Here is a 498-nt window from a genome sequence, read left to right on the forward strand (position 1 = left end):
TCGTCGCAGGACACGCGCACGCGTACGAGGCCGGCTGGATGCAGATGCAGGTCGCTGGTACGACACCGGATGCGCCTACGATAACGGTCGCTTTGTATTACCCAACGATGGCAGCGCCGCGAACCATTCCCATGGGACCATTCAAGCTTGACGTCGCCATCGGCGGCAAACCCGTCGACAAGGTCAAGGCGCTGATCCTGCTCAGTCATGGCATCAGCGGCACCGAGACCGGGCACAGCGTGCTGGCGCAAGCCTTGGCCCGCAACGGCTATCTGGTCGCCGCACTGCGTCATCCCGGCGACAACTGGCAGGACCGGTCTCTGATGGAGAAGGGCCCCGAGCGCTACTTCGACGAGCGACCGCGACAAGCATCTAGGGTCATTGATGCAATCCTGGCCGATCCAGCGTGGAAGGATCGGATTACGGCCGACAGCCAAGGGCCTCGCGTGGGTGCGCTTGGACACTCGGCCGGCGGCTACACGGTGCTGGCTTTGGCAG

The 498-nt window shown here is 63.9% G+C and carries 1 protein-coding gene; it reads left to right on the forward strand.

Features of this window, described 5'->3' with window-relative positions; genetic code table 11:
• Positions 1-498: alpha/beta hydrolase family protein (locus C5P05_RS17505; RefSeq protein ID WP_420130760.1), on the forward strand; the 498-nt coding region annotated here is incomplete at both ends.

Origin of the sequence: Rhodoferax ferrireducens (assembly GCF_003347515.1) — a bacterium.
Taxonomy (GTDB): Bacteria; Pseudomonadota; Gammaproteobacteria; order Burkholderiales; family Burkholderiaceae_C; genus Rhodoferax.